Here is a 15,027-nt window from a genome sequence, read left to right as displayed (position 1 = left end):
AATGCGAATGGCGCTTCAACTACGCCCCACCCCGCCGTCTGCTCTCCACCCTCGCCAACTGGACTGGCCTAGGACAAGCTTCAGAACCCCAGTCCTAGCCTTAGCTAGGTCAGCCCCTTGTCCGAAACCCTGCTGTTCCACGCGCGGTTCCTGCGCTGCGATGCGCTGTTCCCCTCGCTGCGGCGCTACCTGCTGGCGGCGCATCGCCTGATGGAGGGAGACATGCGCCGCTGGCGGCTCACGGATTAGGACATCCGGGGTGGAAGCGACGCGCCGTTACCATATAACGCGGCCAGCACATCCCCTCGGGACCCCTCCCATGTCCGAATCCCAGATCCCCGTCACCGTCCTCACCGGCTATCTCGGCGCCGGCAAGACGACGCTGCTCAACCGCATCCTGTCGGAGAACCACGGCCGGAAGTTCGCCGTGGTGATCAACGAGTTCGGCGAGCTCGGCGTGGACAACGACCTCGTGGTGGATGCCGACGAGGAAGTGTTCGAGATGAACAACGGCTGCATCTGCTGCACCGTGCGCGGCGACCTGATCCGCATCATCGGCGGGCTGATGAAGCGCAAGGGTCGCTTCGACGGCATCATCGTGGAGACCACGGGCCTCGCCGACCCCGCCCCCGTCGCGCAGACCTTCTTCGTGGACGAGGACGTGAAGCGCGCCACCAAGCTCGACGCCATCGTCACCGTGGTGGACGCCAAGCACCTGCCCGCGCGGCTGAAGGACAGCAGCGAGGCGCAGGAGCAGATCGCCTTCGCCGACATCATCGTGCTGAACAAGATGGACCTGGTCAGCGCGGAGGAGGCCGACGAGGTCGAGCGGCTGATCAAGCAGATCAACCCCTATGCCGAGATCCGCCGCTCCACCAAGTCCGACGTGCCGCTGGAGAGCGTGATCGGCCGCGACGCCTTCAACCTGCAGCGCATCCTGGAGAAGGAGCCCGACTTCCTCTCCGGCGAGGACCACCACGAGCACGATTCCGAGGTGAACAGCGTCAGCTTCGAGGTCTCGAAGCCGATCGATGCGGAGAAGTTCAACGCCTGGATCAGCAACCTGCTGCAGTCCAAGGGCCAGGACCTGCTGCGCACCAAGGGGATCCTGTACTACGCCGGCGACAACCGCCGCTTCGCCTTCCAGGCCGTGCACATGATCGCCGACGGCGACTACATCGGCGAGGTGAAGGAGGGCGATCCGCGGAAGTCGAAGATCGTCTTCATCGGCCGCGACCTGAACCGCCCGCAGCTGCGCCGCGGCTTCGAGGCGTGCCAGGTGGAAGCCTGATGGCCGAGGTCGCCGAAGCCGACTTCCTCCTCGCCACGCGCGGCCGCGCGGAGGAGCTCGGCGCCTGGGTCGTCGGCGCGGTGTTCGACGCGCGCGACCGCCTGGCCTTCGCACTGGCCGACGGCACGCTGCATCCCGCCGGGATGCAGGGCGACTGGGCCACTGTCGCCGCGCATGACGGCGCCGTGCTGTCGGCCTGCGGCGACATGCAGGATGGCTGGCTGACCGGCGGCGACGACGGGAAGCTGGTGCGGACCGCGCCCGATGGCGCGACGCAGGTGATCGCCGACTACAAGGGCAAGTGGATCGACCACGTCGCCGCGCACGAGACCGGGCTGCGTGCCGCAGGCGTCGGCAAGGCGGTGCACGTCCTCGGCCCCGGCGGGCCGCTCAAGACGCTGACGCATCCCTCCTCGGTCGGCGGCATCGTCTTCGACGCCAAGGGCAAGCGCATCGCCGCCAGCCACTACAACGGCGCCTCCCTCTGGTTCGTCGGCGCGAAGGAGGACAAGCCGCGCGTGCTGGAGTGGAAGGGCAGCCACCACGCCATCGCCTTCTCGCCGGACGGCACGCATGTGGTGACGGCGATGCAGGAGCCTTCGCTGCATGGCTGGCGCCTGACCGACGGCCAGCACATGCGCATGTCCGGCTATCCCGGCAAGACGCGCAGCCTCGCCTTCACCTCGAAGGGCCGCTGGCTAGCGACCAGCGGGGCGGAATCCGTGGTGCTCTGGCCGTTCTTCGGCGGCGGACCCATGGGCAAGGCACCGACGGAGCTCGCCGGCGGCGACCAGGTGCTGTGCAGCGCCGTCGCCTGCCACCCGCAGCACGAGGTGGTGGCCGCCGGCTTCGGCGACGGCCTGGTGCTGATCGCGGAGGTCGCGAGCGGCAAGGTGGTGCCCGTCGCGCCGCCCTCCGGCAGCCCGGTCAGCGCGCTGGCCTGGAGCCCGAACGGCGCGCTGCTCGCCTTCGGCACCGAGGCCGGCCATGCCGGCCTGATCGACCTCGCGAAGCGCTAGCCATTCCCTCCCTCCCCCGCATGCGGGGGAGGGTCGGGGTGGGGGCCGAACCGCCAGCGGAGGCTATCCATCGATGACCATCCCCACGCTCCAAGCCCACGGCATGCGCATGCCGCGCATCGGTCTCGGCACCTGGCCGATGAAGGGCCGCGACTGCCAGGCGGCGGTGGAGAGCGCGCTGTCGCTCGGCTACCGCCACATCGACACGGCGGAGATGTACGGCAACGAGGACGCGGTCGGCGCCGGCATCGCCGCCGCCGGGCTGCCGCGCGGGGACGTCTTCGTCACCACGAAGATCTGGAACGACAAGACCAACGGCGCCGCGATCCGCCGCGCCTTCGACGCCTGTCTCGCGCGGCTGGCGATGCCCTACGTGGACCTGCTGCTGATCCACTGGCCCAGCCCGCAGCTCGACCTGCCCGACGCGCTGGACGGCCTCGCCGCGATCCGCGCCGAGGGCCGCGCCAAGGCGATCGGCGTGTCGAACTTTCCGCCGCGCCTGCTGCGGCGCGCGATCGAGCGCGGCGTCGGCCTCGCCTGCCTGCAGGTGGAATTCCACGTGCAGCTCGACCAGTCGCGCCTGCTGGAGATCACGCGCGCCAACGGCATGGCGCTCACCGCCTATTCGCCGCTTGCCAAGGGCGGCGGGCTCGACCAGCCGGCGCTGCGGCGCGTGGCGACGAAGCACGGCGCGACGCCGGCGCAGGTGGCGCTGGCCTGGCTGCTGGCGCTGGACGGCGTGGCGATGGTGCCGAAGGCGGCATCCCCGGCGCGACAGAAGGAGAATCTCGGCGCCCTGGCGCTGCGCCTGGACGCCGAGGACCTGACGGCGATCGCGACGCTGCCGAAAGACCGCCGCTTCGTGGATCCGGCCGGCCTGGCGCCCGACTGGGTGAACGGCTGACCGGATCAGGTGCGCCGCAGCGGCCGCTTGGCGGGGCCCTGCCCCAGCGGTTCGCAGGCCAGCAGCGCGCGGCGGAAGGGCGGCGGCGCCTCGGCGTTCTGCACCTCGCGGAACGTCCCCGCGGGACCCAGCGCCGGCGCCTCGCAGCCGCCCTGCGGCACGATCATCGCCATGCCGGCATCGTCGCCGGCCTCGGCCGGCGTGGCGGATAGCCCGGCCAGGATCAGCAGAAGCACCCGCATGCGCGCATGGCTCCGTCAGGGTGCGGTGCCGAACGCGCGTCCCAGGCGCCGCGTTGCCGGGCATGGAATCTTCGCGGCCCGGTGGAACCGCTGCGCGCGCCCTGGTCTAATGCGCCAACCAGCCGAAGGAGGGCCGGATGTCAGGCATGCCGGATGACGACGACGTGGACCTCGGCATCAGCCTCGAGGCGGTGGCAGCCATCGTGGACCATGCGCGCGCGCTGCAGGGCAAGGAGGAGGCCGGCACCGACCCCACCGGCGAGGACGAGAACAGCGAGGCCGCGCTGCTCGAGGAGACGCCCGACGACATGACGGAGGACAGCCTGCGCGCCTTCATCGCGGAGCTGAACGAGGACGAGCAGGCCAGCCTGATCGCGCTGGCCTGGACCGGCCGCGGCGACTACGGCCCGGAGGAGTGGGACGAGGCGCGCGCCCTGGCGGCCGAGCGGAACGAGGGCCGCGATCCGGCGGACTACTTGCTGGCGATGGACAACCTGGGCGACCTGCTGGCCGAAGGCGTCGCGGCCTTCGGCCTCAGCATCGAGGATGTCGAGCGATAGGGCCGCTCACACGATGCTGAGGATGCCGAGCCCGGCCGTCGCCACGAACCGCGCCGCGGCCGCCAGGCCCGGTGGCCCGCGGTAGCGCGCCGCGGATCGCCAGACTCCGACACCTGCCACCAGGTTGTACGGCACCGACAGGCCATGGCCGGCCAGCAGGGCCGCCAGTGGCTGCCCCTGCACGACCAGCGCCAGGGACAGCAGCGTGCAGGCCAGGTTCACCACGAACCCGCCGATCACCGCCCAGTTCCAGAAGGCGTCGGCGAGCGGCAGGTCGCCGCGCCAGAGGCGGGCGAGGACGCGCAGCGTCAGGCGTGCTCCACCACCGGCCCGCCTTGCCCCGCGATCTCGCGGATCAGCTTGCGGCGGACGGCGTTGCCGAAGGCCTCGAAATCCTCGGCCGCGATGACGAAGGCGCCGGCGCCGCCGATCACGCTCTCCCGGAAATACTGGTCGAGCGGCATGGGCGGCGGGCGGCCAAAGGTCGGGCGGTCGTTCAGGATCGGCAGGCCGTTGATGGTGATGCCCTCGGCCACCGCGCGGTCGCGCGCCTGCTCGGCGGGCGGGCCGCTGTTGTTCACCCCGTCGCCGGAGACGTCGATCACCTTGCGCGTCGCCTCGTGCGGGCACTCCGCCATGACGCGGCGCGCATGCTCGATGCCGCCGGAGATCGAGGTCCAGGACAGCGAGGTGCGCGGCGCCTGGGCCAGCGTCTCGGCCCAGCCGTCTGCGTCGCGCTGGCTGCCGATGCGTGTCCAGGGGATGACCAGGCGCTGGAACTCGATGCCGGCCCATTCCGTGTAGGCGATGGCGATGCCGCCGAGCATGCCGCCGCGGATCGCCTCCACCACGCGCGGATCGGTGATCGCGCCGCGGTAACCCTCGCGCTGGAGCCGGGCCTCGTCCTCGTCGATCGAGCGGCTGACATCGACGGCGAGGATCAGCGCGACATCCACCGGTTCATCGGCGCGGGCGCGGCTGGCAGGCTGGGCGAGCGCCGCGGCACCGGCCGCGGTGAGAAGGGTCCTGCGGCGCATGCGCGGCCTCCCGTGTCCACCGGAACCGACATGGAACCGCAACCGGGCCTGCCGGTTCAAGGGCGTCCTGCTGTCGTCGCGCGGACGGGTTGCGCCCGGGGGCGCCCGGGGCCGGCGCTGGCCGGATCGGTGTGGCCGTGCTAGCCGGGCGCCCCACGACGCGCAGCGGAATGCCCATCATGTCGGACCAGCCTGCCCCCTCCTCGCCCATCCCCCCCATGGGGCCGAATGGCCAGCCAGCGGCGCCGTTGCAGCTGAACATCCAGTACACGCGCGACCTCTCCTTCGAGGTGCCGGGCGCGCCGGAGATCTTCGTGACCCTGCGGGAGCAGCCGCGGGTGGACCTCTCGCTCGACGTGCAGGCGCGGCCGGTGCAGGGGCAGAACAACGTGTTCGAGGTCTCGCTGCAGATCCGCGCCGACGCCAAGGCCGGCGAGACGCCCTGCTTCATCGCGGAACTCGCCTATTGCGGCGTCTTCACCGTGAATGTCGGGCAGGAGATGCTGGAACCCGTCCTGCTGGTGGAGTGCCCGCGCATCCTCTTCCCCTTCGCGCGGAACATCCTGGCCGACGTGACCCGCGACGGCGGCTTTCCGCCGGTGCTGCTGCAGCCCATCGACTTCGTCGCGCTCTGGCAGAGCCGCCGCGCCCAGGGCCAGCAGGTCGGCACCGCCTGAGCGGGCTGCTCCGCCGCGCCACCCGGCCGGGGTGGCGCGCCAGGCTGACCCGCCACCTGGACGGCGCGGGGTTCTGGCGGGCGCTGACGCTCGCCTTCGCGCTGGGCGCGATCGCGGCGCTGGCGCTGCCGCCCGTGCACATCGTGCCGGTGCTGCTGGTCTCGCTGCCCGCCCTCTTCGTCATGGCGACCGCGGCGCCGAGCGCGCGGCGCGCCGCCTGGGTCGGGCTGGCCTGGGGCTGGGGCTTCCACGTCGCCGGCCTGCACTGGCTGACCAACGCCATCCTGACGGAAGTCGAGCGGTTCTGGTGGCTGGTGCCCATCGCGGTGCCGGCCCTGGCCTTGCCGCTCGGTGCCTTCACCGTCTTGCCGGCGCTGGCGGCGCGCCTCGCACCGCCGGGCTGGCCGCGGGTTCTGGCCTTCGCCGCCGCCTGGACCGCGGCCGAGATGCTGCGCGGCGTGCTGTTCACCGGCTTCCCCTGGAACCTGCTCGGCACGGTCTGGGCCTTCGGCGCGCTGCCGATCCAGGCAGCCGCCTGGATCGGGGTGCACGGCCTGACGCTGGCGACCGTGCTGCTGGCGCTGGCGCCGCTGGCCGGGCTGCGCGGCTGGCTCGGCGGCGGCGCGGCGGTGCTGGCCTTCGGCCTGTTCGGCCTGCTGCGCCTGCTGGCGGAGGAGCCGGAGCCGCACGCGGTCACGCTGGTGCTGGTGCAGGGCAACATCGCGCAGGAGACCAAGTGGCGGGAGGACACCCGCTGGCCGATCTTCCGCCGCTACATCGACCTCACCGCGCAGGGCGTCCGCCTGGCGGAGGAGGAGGCGCCGGACAACCGGATCCTGGTCGTCTGGCCGGAGACCGCCAGCCCCTTCTTCCTGGCCAACGACCCTGAGGCGGCACGGCTGGCCACGCAGCCGCTGCCGGCCACGGGCATGCTGCTGGCAGGGACGGTGCGCGTCGCCTTCGGGCCCGATGGCCGCGCGCGGCAGGTGTGGAACAGCATGGTCGCGCTGGATCCCCGCGGCCGGATGCTGGATGCCGTGGACAAGACCCATCTGGTGCCCTTCGGCGAGTACATGCCGCTGCGCGGAATCCTGCCGGTGCGCCTGGTGCATACCGCGCTGGATTTCAGCGCCGGCCCCGGGCTGCGCAGCGTGGCGTTGCCCGGTCTGCCGAGCTTCGCCGGGCTGATCTGCTACGAGGTGATCTTCCCCGGTGCCGTGACGCCGGCGGACCGCCCCGGCTTCCTGGTCAACATCACCAACGACGCCTGGTTCGGCATCTCCGCCGGGCCCTGGCAGCACCTCGCCGCCGCGCGGCTGCGCGCGGTGGAGGAAGGGCTGCCGCTGGTGCGGGCCGCGCAGACCGGCATCTCCGCCGTATTCGACGCGCGCGGGCGCACCGTCGCCTCCATGGGCCTCGCCGAGAGCGGCGTCGTTCTGGCCCCGCTGCCGCGCGCCGCTTCCGCCACGCCGATCGCGCGCAGCGGCCTCGCCATCCCGGTCGGGTTGGTCGCCGGCGCGCTGATCCTGGCGGCCATCGCGGCCGCGCGTACCAAGCGTGCCATGGCGGAATGAACTAACCGCAACCCCTTATGCAGCCTGCGGTTGCTGTCAAAAACTGAGATTAATCAAAAGAGTTGACAACTGGTGACCAACCGCATACCCCTCTTGCCGGTCGGCGCGGTTGTGCCTTGATGGCGCCTACGTCCGAGCCCTCGCCAAGACGGCGTAAACCGCGATGGTGAACGGGCAGGGTGGCATGGTTGGGGCGACGGAGTTCGGAGACGTGGCCATGGCGAGTGATGACGTCGTGGACCGGGCAGAGCGCGAACACCGCCCGAGCCCCATCGACGTGCATGTCGGCAGCAGGGTTCGCCTCCGGCGTACGCTGCTCGGCATGAGCCAGGAGAAGCTGGGCGAGGCCCTCGGCCTCACCTTCCAGCAGGTGCAGAAATACGAGCGCGGCGTGAACCGGATCGGCGCGAGCCGCCTGTTCGACCTCTCGCGCGTGCTGGACGTGCCGATCGGCTTCTTCTTCGACGACATGCCGGTCGAGATGGGCGGCGAGCGGCACCGCCGCTACAGCGGCTTCCAGGAGGCCCAGGACGGGTTCGAGGACGACACGCTGCACCGGCGGGAGACGCTGGAGCTCGTGCGGGCCTATTACCGGATCACCGATCCGTCCGTCCGCAAGCGCGTCTTCGAGCTGATCAAGAGCCTCGCGCCCGTCGAATAGGGCGGGGTGCCGCGCGGCCCCGGCGGGCCCGTCTGACCCAGAGCGCAAGCCGGCCACGGTCGGCGCTGCGACGCAGGCACCGTCTGGTGCCGCACCCGCGCCGGTCCCCGCCCCCCCCCGGCAGGTTCTCGGGGCGGTGGCTGCGGCGCGGTCGCCTTCGCCATCACCCGCCATCACCGTCGCGGAGACGGCTAAGCCGCGTCCCGGCGTCGGCCAGCCCCACAGGCGCTGCAAACTTCTGCGGCATCGCTGACTTTGCGGCCTCCGGCGTTAGCTGCCGGAAGGACCTCGGACGAATCCCGCGCGTTGGCGGGACACACAAGAATGGCACCCGGCACATGGCGGATCGAGAAGGAGGCGACTGCTCGGCGCCTCGGCAGGCCGCGCCGTCGGGGCTCGACGCGCGGGGCGGCCTTTTCGCCGCAGCCGCGGCCGCCACCCGCATGGCGATGGTGCTCACCGACGCACGCCGGCCCGATCATCCCATCGTCTTCGCCAACCAGGCCTTCCTGGACCTGACGGGTTATGCGGAAGCCGAGGTCGTCGGGCGGAACTGCCGCTTCATGCAGTGTCCCTGGACCGACGCCGCGGCGGTGCGGCAGATGCGCGAGGCGCTGGACGAGGAGCGTCCGGTGGCCGTCGAGATCCTCAACAGGCGCCGCGACGGGTCGCTGTTCTGGAACGCCGTCTTCATCGCGCCCGTCTTCGGGCCGGATGGCGCGGCGGACTACTTCTTTGCCTCGCAGATCGACATCACGCAGCGTCACGAGGCGGACGAGGCCCTGCACAAGGCGCAGCGGCTGGAGGCGGTCGCGCAGCTCGCTGCCGGGCTGGCGCACGACTTCAACAACGCCCTGCATGTCGTGCTCGGCAATCTCGGGCGCGTCGAGACGCGGCTGGCCGACGAGCAGGAGACGCGACGGGCGCTGGACCGCGCACGCCGCGGCGGCGAGTACGCGGCGGCGCTGACGCGCCAGCTCCTGGCCTTCGCGCGCCGGTCGCGGCTGCAGCCACGGGCGGTGGCGCTCAACGCCACGCTCTCGCATCTGGGCGAGGCCCTCGCGCGCGCCGCGGGCGGCGAGACCGCGCTGCGCTACGATCTCGACCCGCTGCTGCCTCCCTGCATGGTCGATCTCGCGGAGCTTGAGGCCGCGCTGCTGAACCTGCTGACCAATGCGCGCGACGCCACGCCGTCCGGCGGCTGCGTGACCGTGCGGACTCGGACCACGAACGTCGAGCGGAGGCAGTCCGCATCCGCCGGAGGGGCGGTGAAGCCCGGAACATACGCCGAGCTCGTGGTCGAGGATGACGGCCAAGGCATGACGCCCGAGGTCCTGGCGCGTGCCGCCGAGCCCTTCTTCACGACGAAGCCCGGCAGGGGCGTCGGGCTGGGCCTCGCCACCGTGCATGGCTTCGCCCGCCAGTCGGGAGGACACATCGAAATCGAGAGCACGCCTGGCCACGGCACGACGGTCCGGCTCTTCTTGCCAGCGCTTCCTGCAGGCGGCACCGAGCCCGGCGAGGCCGCGCCGCCGGCACGCGGCCCGGCCGCTGCGGGCGCCACGATCCTCGTCGTCGACGATGCGGCGGATGTGCTCGACCTCGCCGTCCATCATCTGACGGCGCTCGGCTACCGCGTCCTCGCCGCGCGCAGCGGGGAGGAAGCGCTCGCGATGCTGACCGGGACAGACCGGACGGCGGTGGACCTGCTGTTCAGCGACATCGCCATGCCAGGCGGCATGAACGGGCTCATGCTCGCGGAACGGGCACGCGGGGCGTCGCCCGGCCTCCGCGTGCTGTTCGCCACCGGCTACAGCGAGGATCTCGCGACCGGTTCGGCGCCCGCGATCGAGGCGCCGGTGCTCGCGAAGCCCTATGCGGAGTCCGACCTTGCTGCTGCCGTCGCGGACGCATTGCGGTCCACCGCCGGAACGCCAGAGCCACAGAGCGGCGGGCCACCCGCGTCGGATGGCGCTGAGCGCAGCATGGCCGAGCCATCCCCCGCGTCTTCGGCCGGCCACAGGCCGACGTTGCCTTGGTGCTAGGGGACGCGCTGCGTACCGTGCTAGGTTCACCGATGGCCATCATCCAATCATTACCCGGTTTCGCCGCGTCCGGCTGGACCAGGATGCAGGGGGCGCCGCTCCCCGCGCTCATCGTCAAGTCATGCTCCGTCCTGGCGGTTTCGCTCGTGGCTCTGCGGCTCCTGTCCCTCGGATAGCAAGAGTCCGGCGCGCTTACGCCGCGCCCCCTGTCCGCGCAGGACCAGCCGGCGACGCGACCACGGCGCGCGGAGCAGACGCGAAACGCCCATGGTGAACCGGTGATCTCAAGCCTCGGTCTTCGAGGCTTGATTTTGTTCAAGCGTAAGTGGCTGCTTGGGCATCGGGCGTGTTAGCCGGGGAAGGCGGCGGTGGCAGGTGCAGAGCCGGGCGGCGCCTTTCCGGAGGTCTCGCGCCTGCCGCATTGGAGGGCCAGCATGCCCACGACTGACCGATTTCCCGTCGTCGGGATCGGCGCATCCGCTGGCGGCGTCGAGGCGCTGCAGGAATTCTTCCGCGCGATGCCGGCGCCGGCGCCGGCGATGGCCTTCGTCGTGGTGACCCATCTGGGCGCCGGCCACGAAAGCGCCTTGCCGGAGATCCTGCAGAAATGCACCGCCATGCCGGTCCTGCCCATGCGGGACGGTGGGGCGCTCCAGCCGGGTCATGCCTACGTCGCGCCGCGCGACGCCGTCATCACCCTGGCCGAGGGGCGGCTCGTCCTGCGGCCGCAGGCAGGGTCCGAAGCGCGGGAGCGCCAGTTGATCGACCTCTTCTTCGCCTCGCTGGCCGTGGACCAGCGCGAGGAGGCAATCGGCGTCGTCCTGTCCGGCAGCGGGAGCGACGGCAGTCTCGGCCTGAAGGCCATCAAGGAGGCGGGCGGGCTGACGATGGCGCAGGGCTCCAACGGCACGGCGCCGCGCTATCCCGGTATGCCGAGCAGCGCCGTCGCGGCCGGCGTCGTGGACCTCGTGATTCCGGTCGAGAGCATGCCCGGCCGGCTTGCGGCCATCCTGGAGCAACCCGCCGCCTTCGAGGAACCAGCCGCCTCCGACGCGGACGCCCTCGCCAGCACGCAGCGGGTCATCTGCGACATCCTTCGCGGCACCACGGGCCACGACTTCTCCGACTACAAGGACAAGACCTTCTTCCGGCGCGTGCAACGCCGCATGCAGGCGACCGGCGTTCCCGACCTGCCGGCCTTCGTCGCCCTGCTGCGGCGGGATGCCGACGAGGTGGGCCGGCTCTTTCACGACCTGTTGATCAGCGTCACCGGCTTCTTCCGCGACGCCGAGGCCTTCGAGGCACTCGAGGCCAAGGTCATGCCGGCCATCTTCGCCGGCAGGGGCGTGGACGACACGGTGCGCATCTGGGTCCCGGGCTGCGCAACCGGGGAGGAGGCCTATTCGCTCGCCATCCTCGCGCAGGAACAGATGGCAAGGATCCCGACGCCGCCGCGCGTGCAGATCTTCGCCACCGACATCGACGATCCCGCCCTCTCCGTCGCGCGCCTCGGCCGTTATCCCAAGTCCATGATGGCGGGCGTCTCGGCGGAACGGCTCGCGCGCTTCTTCCTGTCCGATGGTGCGCTCCACACGATCAGGCCGGAGACCCGCGAGCTCTGCGTGTTCTCGAGCCACAACGTCATCCGGGACGCTCCTTTCTCCCGCATCGACCTGGTGTCCTGCCGGAACATGCTGATCTACATGGGTGGCCGGCTGCAGGAGCAGGTGATCCCGCTGTTCCACTACGCGCTGCGCCCTTCCGGCTTCCTGTTCCTGGGCGTCGCGGAGACGGTCACGCGCCACCCCGAGCTGTTCGCGCCGGTGGACAAGGCCCACCGAATCTTCCGCAAGCGCGAAGGCGCGGCCGCCGTCGGCGTGCCGCGGCTGCAACCCGGGTCCTTCACGGTCCGGCGGCACTGGCACCCACCCGCCCCGCCCCGGCCGCCGTACGGCGGGAGGACGTGGGAACTGCAGCAGATCGCCTCCGCCTTCGCGTCCGAATTGTTCGCGCCGCCGCACCTGCTGGTGAACGGCGAGGGCAACATCGTGCACCAGTCCACCACCCGCCTGTCCCGCTACCTGGAGCTGCCTGCCGGCCCCCCCAGCCACCACCTCGTCTCGCTGGCGCGGCGGGGCCTCCGCCCGGAGTTGCGCGCGGCGCTGCGGGAAGCGGTGGAGACGCGACGACCGGTTGTGCGCCCCCGCATCACGTTCGACGACGAAGGGACGACACTGTGCGTCGACCTCACGGTGGCGCCCCTGCCGCAGCGGGACGGCCTGGACCCGCTCTACCTGGTCGCCTTCGCTGAGCAAGGGGCCGCGCAGGAGCGCGGCGCCGAGGCGGCAACCATCAGCGCCCCCTCCTCGTCAGGCGAGCACCTGGTCGAGGGGCTCGAAGCGGAGCTGCGGGAGACGCGGGAGCGGCTCCAGTCCATGGCGGAGGAGTACGAGACCGCGACCGAGGAGCTGAAATCCGCCAACGAGGAGATGGTTTCCGTCAACGAGGAGCTGCAGTCCATCAACGAGGAGCTCGAAACCTCGAAGGAGGAGCTGCAATCCGTCAACGAGGAGCTGCGGACGAGCAACCTCGAGCTGTCGACCAAGATCGAGCAACTGGATCGCGTCAACGCCGACCTGCGCAACCTGTTCGACAGCACGCAGGTCGCGACGGTCTTCCTGGACCGCAACCTGGCGATCCGGAGCTTCACGCCTGCCGTGACGGCGATCTTCGACCTCGTGCCTGCGGACCGGGGCCGGTCCCTCAGCAGCTTCGCCAGCCATCTCGACGGCGTGGAGGTCGGGCTGGACGCGCGGCGCGTCATCGAAGAGCGGACCCCGGCGGAGCGGCGCGTCACGGCCCGGAACGGCGTCGCCCACTACCTGATGCGCATCCTGCCCTACACCACTGCGTCCGGGGATGTGGACGGGGTCGTGGTGACCTTCTTCGACGTCACGAAGGTCGTCGAGGGCGAGATCCTCGGCAGCCTCGTGGACGAGCTGAACCACCGGGTCCGCAACATGCTCCAGGTGGTCTCCGCGGTCGCGGCCCACACGCTCCGTCGCGCCACCAGCCTCGAGGACTTCGGCGCCGTCTTTGCAGGCCGGATTCGCGCCCTCGCGCGGGCGCATGAGCTGGTTTCCATCGGCGGCTGGGCCGAGGTCCCGCTCATGGATCTGATCAGGAAGGAGCTCGAGCCCTATGCGCCTGGTGCGGGCCGCCTGACGACGCTCGGGCGTTCCGTCCATCTGAGGCCGAGGGCCGCGCTTGCGCTCGGCATGGTGCTGCACGAACTGGCCACCAACGCCGCGAAGCACGGTGCCCTCGGCGCCGAGGGCGGCCGTGTCGCGATCGCCTGGTCCGAGGAGACGCGCGGGGGCGAGCCGCGCTTCGTTCTGCGCTGGACGGAAACCGGCGGCCCGAAGCCCGACCCGGCGCCCACGCGACAGGGCTTCGGTTCGGAACTCATCGAGCGCGAAGTCCGGCACGACCTTGCTGGGACGCTGGAGATGACCTTCGGCGAGGAGGGCCTCGTCGCCACCATCGTCCTGCCGCGCGCCGTCCTTGCCGAGGCCGCCAGGGGGCATCGGTCCGGCGGCGCGACCCCGCGCGGGGAGCCCGCGCTGCACTGAACCATGCAGGCCGGCTCGCCCGCCGTGCGGCGCCTCACGGCGCCCCGGCGGCGACCGACGCGGCAATGGCGCCTCGCGACAGGACCGCAGGAAGGGCGACAGCACCCGCGAGTGCAGCGACCACGCCGATCGCATGGATGGCCACATCGGCGTGGCGCTCGGCATCCACGATCCGTGCCGCCACGGCTGGCAAAAGCCCTACGGCATTCAGTCGCGGCGCGTCAGCAGGTTGCCGGCAAGCATCAGCGTCCTGTCCAGCGCCGCTTCGGCAAACTGCCCACGCCGCGCCGCGGCCGGATCGCAGCCATGCACGACGAGGTTGCCGGATGCCTCATCGCGGTACCACCAGAGGCCGGTCGCCTCGTCGCGCCCGTGCCAGGCGGGCACGCCCCCCAGCGCCTCGCCCAGGATGCCGAAGTCGTCGAGTGACGCGACGAAGACGAGCGTGTCGCGAAGGCACGCGAGCTCCTCCCGCAGTGCCAGGGCACAGGCCTGTTGCTGGCGCTCCACGAGCGCGGACGGCCACTCCTCCGGCCGTCCGGCACTCCAGCCGATCTTCAGCAGGTTCGACCATCCCCAGCGCGCAGCGGTCGTGTCGTAGGCTCCGCCGAGCAGTCCGCGGGTCAGCCCATCCAGGAACATCCAGGTCGGCGTGTGAGCGCTGCCATGCTGGCCACGATCGCAGAGGTGCGCGGCACGTTCATGGCACGCCTCGAACCCCTGGTCGCCTGCGGCGCCGTAGTCGCCTTCGGTTCCGGCACCGACCCAGTAGATTCCACCGCGTGAGGCGAGTTGCGCACCACTCCAGGGCACGAAGAGTCCGGCAACGCCGGCGCAATCGCCAGCCGGCACGCCGTAGCCATCCCGGATGAGCCTGTCGCGCAGCAGCGACAACTCGCCAAAGGTATGGCGGGTCATGAAGGTCGTCATCTGATGTGCAACCTGCCGTCCCGCCTGATCACGAAGATATGGGATCTTTCCGCGATGCTTCCCCATCACTTATGCGCGGCCGCATCGCGCGCGGCGGAACGCGGGCGTGGCGTTGCTCATCTGACAGCCGACGCCCGCCCCTCTGCTTCACGCCTGCGGCGTGCCTGTCAGGCCTGCGGCGCCGGCACCGCGACGAAGGCCGCGCGGCCGTCGCGCAGGATCCGCAGCGCCACCGCGCCGCCATCGGCATGCGCCTCCCGCACCGCGCGGACCACCGCCTCCGGGTCCTCGGTGCTGGCGGTGCCGACGCCGACGATGACGTCGCCCGGGCGCAGCCCCGCCGCCTGGGCGCGGGAATTCGGCTCCACGCCTTGCACCACGGCGCCCTTCGCATCCTCCGGCAGCCGCAGCGACTGACGCAGCTGCGGCGTGAGGGGCGCCAGCGCGACGCCGAT

Annotated in this window: 16 protein-coding genes; 10 read left to right on the top strand and 6 right to left on the bottom strand. The window is 71.4% G+C overall.

The genetic code is table 11. The features are described from left to right. The first annotated feature begins 117 nt into the window (after positions 1-117). The 4 genes from OZN99_RS12060 (at position 118) to OZN99_RS12045 (ending at position 3,214) form a co-directional block, all read left to right on the top strand. Entirely contained in the window at positions 118-249 is a 132-nt protein-coding gene (locus tag OZN99_RS12060; RefSeq protein WP_270935473.1) for a hypothetical protein, read from the top strand. Positions 250-319: 70 nt separating this feature from the next. Beyond that, positions 320-1,291 carry a CobW family GTP-binding protein gene (locus OZN99_RS12055; RefSeq protein ID WP_270935472.1) on the top strand — a complete coding sequence of 324 codons (972 nt, stop codon included), beginning with the start codon at positions 320-322 and terminating at the stop codon, positions 1,289-1,291. Next, complete coding sequence (locus OZN99_RS12050) at positions 1,291-2,310, top strand: WD40 repeat domain-containing protein (protein WP_270935471.1); 1,020 nt, start codon at positions 1,291-1,293, stop codon at positions 2,308-2,310. The genes OZN99_RS12055 and OZN99_RS12050 overlap by 1 nt, the downstream gene beginning before the upstream one ends. Before the next feature lie 73 nt (positions 2,311-2,383). Then, positions 2,384-3,214, top strand: coding sequence for an aldo/keto reductase (locus OZN99_RS12045; RefSeq protein ID WP_270935470.1), 831 nt, complete (start codon positions 2,384-2,386; stop codon positions 3,212-3,214). A 5-nt stretch (positions 3,215-3,219) separates the two neighbouring features. Here the strand turns inward: OZN99_RS12045 and OZN99_RS12040 are convergent, their stop codons facing one another. Then, positions 3,220-3,456 carry a hypothetical protein gene (locus OZN99_RS12040; RefSeq protein ID WP_270935469.1) on the bottom strand — a complete coding sequence of 79 codons (237 nt, stop codon included), beginning with the start codon at positions 3,454-3,456 and terminating at the stop codon, positions 3,220-3,222. Positions 3,457-3,602: 146 nt separating this feature from the next. On the opposite strand from OZN99_RS12040, the gene OZN99_RS12035 reads away from it, so the two are divergent. Next, positions 3,603-4,016 (top strand): DUF3775 domain-containing protein, encoded by a 414-nt coding sequence (locus tag OZN99_RS12035; RefSeq protein ID WP_270935468.1) that lies wholly within the window; start codon positions 3,603-3,605, stop codon positions 4,014-4,016. Between the two features lie 6 nt (positions 4,017-4,022). On the opposite strand, the gene OZN99_RS12030 is transcribed toward OZN99_RS12035, so the two are convergent. Both OZN99_RS12030 and OZN99_RS12025 read right to left on the bottom strand, forming a co-directional pair. Continuing rightward, positions 4,023-4,256, bottom strand: a complete 234-nt coding sequence (locus OZN99_RS12030; RefSeq protein ID WP_270935467.1) for a hypothetical protein — start codon at positions 4,254-4,256, stop codon at positions 4,023-4,025. 68 nt (positions 4,257-4,324) lie between these two features. Next, positions 4,325-5,053: a DUF1194 domain-containing protein gene (locus OZN99_RS12025; protein WP_270935466.1), complete on the bottom strand. Its 729-nt coding sequence runs from the start codon at positions 5,051-5,053 to the stop codon at positions 4,325-4,327. Between the two features lie 179 nt (positions 5,054-5,232). Between OZN99_RS12025 and secB the strand changes: the two genes are divergently transcribed. The 5 genes from secB (at position 5,233) to OZN99_RS12000 (ending at position 13,642) form a co-directional block, all read left to right on the top strand. Continuing rightward, on the top strand, positions 5,233-5,730 hold the full coding sequence (gene secB, locus OZN99_RS12020) for a protein-export chaperone SecB (protein ID WP_270935464.1): 498 nt from the start codon (positions 5,233-5,235) through the stop codon (positions 5,728-5,730). Continuing rightward, positions 5,727-7,304, top strand: a complete 1,578-nt coding sequence (gene lnt, locus OZN99_RS12015; RefSeq protein WP_408611831.1) for an apolipoprotein N-acyltransferase — start codon at positions 5,727-5,729, stop codon at positions 7,302-7,304. Before secB ends, lnt begins: the two co-directional genes overlap by 4 nt. A 217-nt stretch (positions 7,305-7,521) precedes the next feature. After that, positions 7,522-7,965 carry a helix-turn-helix domain-containing protein gene (locus tag OZN99_RS12010; RefSeq protein WP_270935463.1) on the top strand — a complete coding sequence of 148 codons (444 nt, stop codon included), beginning with the start codon at positions 7,522-7,524 and terminating at the stop codon, positions 7,963-7,965. Positions 7,966-8,408: 443 nt separating this feature from the next. Beyond that, positions 8,409-10,010, top strand: coding sequence for an ATP-binding protein (locus OZN99_RS12005; protein WP_270935462.1), 1,602 nt, complete (start codon positions 8,409-8,411; stop codon positions 10,008-10,010). 434 nt (positions 10,011-10,444) lie between these two features. Then, the gene (locus tag OZN99_RS12000) at positions 10,445-13,642 is read left to right on the top strand and encodes a chemotaxis protein CheB (protein WP_270935461.1); all 3,198 of its coding nucleotides are present in this window, start codon (positions 10,445-10,447) and stop codon (positions 13,640-13,642) included. Between the two features lie 34 nt (positions 13,643-13,676). Here OZN99_RS12000 and OZN99_RS11995 read toward each other — a convergent pair whose 3' ends face one another. The 3 genes from OZN99_RS11995 to OZN99_RS11985 form a co-directional block, all read right to left on the bottom strand. Beyond that, entirely contained in the window at positions 13,677-13,826 is a 150-nt protein-coding gene (locus OZN99_RS11995) for a hypothetical protein (protein WP_270935460.1), read from the bottom strand. A gap of 23 nt (positions 13,827-13,849) precedes the next feature. Next, positions 13,850-14,572 carry a hypothetical protein gene (locus OZN99_RS11990; RefSeq protein ID WP_270935458.1) on the bottom strand — a complete coding sequence of 241 codons (723 nt, stop codon included), beginning with the start codon at positions 14,570-14,572 and terminating at the stop codon, positions 13,850-13,852. Positions 14,573-14,739: 167 nt separating this feature from the next. Beyond that, the coding region (locus OZN99_RS11985) for a PDZ domain-containing protein (RefSeq protein WP_270935457.1) at positions 14,740-15,027 on the bottom strand (288 nt) is incomplete at its 5' end.

This window comes from Falsiroseomonas oryzae (assembly GCF_027856955.1).
In the GTDB taxonomy this organism is placed as follows: domain Bacteria; phylum Pseudomonadota; class Alphaproteobacteria; order Acetobacterales; family Acetobacteraceae; genus Falsiroseomonas; species Falsiroseomonas oryzae.
Note: the sequence above shows the minus strand (reverse complement) of the source record. Positions and strands in the feature narration are given on the sequence as shown.

Bases quoted from the DNA above. Each gene is read 5' to 3' on its own strand.
- OZN99_RS12050 (WP_270935471.1), top strand. From the start codon at position 1,291: ATGGCCGAGGTCGCCGAAGCCGACTTCCTCCTCGCCACGCGCGGCCGC.
- OZN99_RS12010 (WP_270935463.1), top strand. From the start codon at position 7,522: ATGGCGAGTGATGACGTCGTGGACCGGGCAGAGCGCGAACACCGCCCG.
- OZN99_RS12040 (WP_270935469.1), bottom strand. From the start codon at position 3,456: ATGCGGGTGCTTCTGCTGATCCTGGCCGGGCTATCCGCCACGCCGGCC.
- OZN99_RS12045 (WP_270935470.1), top strand. From the start codon at position 2,384: ATGACCATCCCCACGCTCCAAGCCCACGGCATGCGCATGCCGCGCATC.
- OZN99_RS12005 (WP_270935462.1), top strand. From the start codon at position 8,409: ATGGCGATGGTGCTCACCGACGCACGCCGGCCCGATCATCCCATCGTC.
- OZN99_RS11990 (WP_270935458.1), bottom strand. From the start codon at position 14,572: ATGACGACCTTCATGACCCGCCATACCTTTGGCGAGTTGTCGCTGCTG.
- OZN99_RS12035 (WP_270935468.1), top strand. From the start codon at position 3,603: ATGCCGGATGACGACGACGTGGACCTCGGCATCAGCCTCGAGGCGGTG.
- OZN99_RS12055 (WP_270935472.1), top strand. From the start codon at position 320: ATGTCCGAATCCCAGATCCCCGTCACCGTCCTCACCGGCTATCTCGGC.
- OZN99_RS12025 (WP_270935466.1), bottom strand. From the start codon at position 5,053: ATGCGCCGCAGGACCCTTCTCACCGCGGCCGGTGCCGCGGCGCTCGCC.
- OZN99_RS12000 (WP_270935461.1), top strand. From the start codon at position 10,445: ATGCCCACGACTGACCGATTTCCCGTCGTCGGGATCGGCGCATCCGCT.
- secB (WP_270935464.1), top strand. From the start codon at position 5,233: ATGTCGGACCAGCCTGCCCCCTCCTCGCCCATCCCCCCCATGGGGCCG.